The sequence below is a fragment of the Rhodococcus sp. IEGM 1351 genome, from assembly GCF_030056875.1.
Taxonomy (GTDB): Bacteria; Actinomycetota; Actinomycetes; order Mycobacteriales; family Mycobacteriaceae; genus Rhodococcus_F; species Rhodococcus_F opacus.
In genome coordinates, this window is record NZ_JASHKU010000132.1 from 1 (window position 1) to 278 (window position 278).

Consider the following 278-nt stretch of genomic DNA (forward strand, 5'->3'; position numbering starts at 1 on the left):
CTAAAGATGTTTCGGTAATTGAGTGAGTGCCGATCATAGGGGAAGCCCGGTGTGGTCGAGGAAGCTGTGGCACAGGTCGTAGTTCGAGCCGATCCGGGTCAGGCCGGTCTCGGTCGCGATGCGGACCTCGTCGAGGATGTCGGGGCAGAGGTTGGCGAGTTCGGTGGATTTCATGTTGCCCCAGACTTGTTCGATGGGGTTGAGCTCAGGCGCATACGCAGGGAGGCGTTCGACGTGGAGCCAGTCGCGTTGGGTGGCCAGCCACGCGGTCATCGCCT

Annotated in this window: 1 protein-coding gene; it reads right to left on the reverse strand. The window is 61.5% G+C overall.

The features are described from left to right. Nucleotides 1-33: 33 nt before the first annotated feature. A partial coding sequence (locus tag QM806_RS41075; RefSeq protein WP_283295070.1) for a transposase occupies nucleotides 34-278 on the reverse strand: 245 nt, incomplete at its 5' end.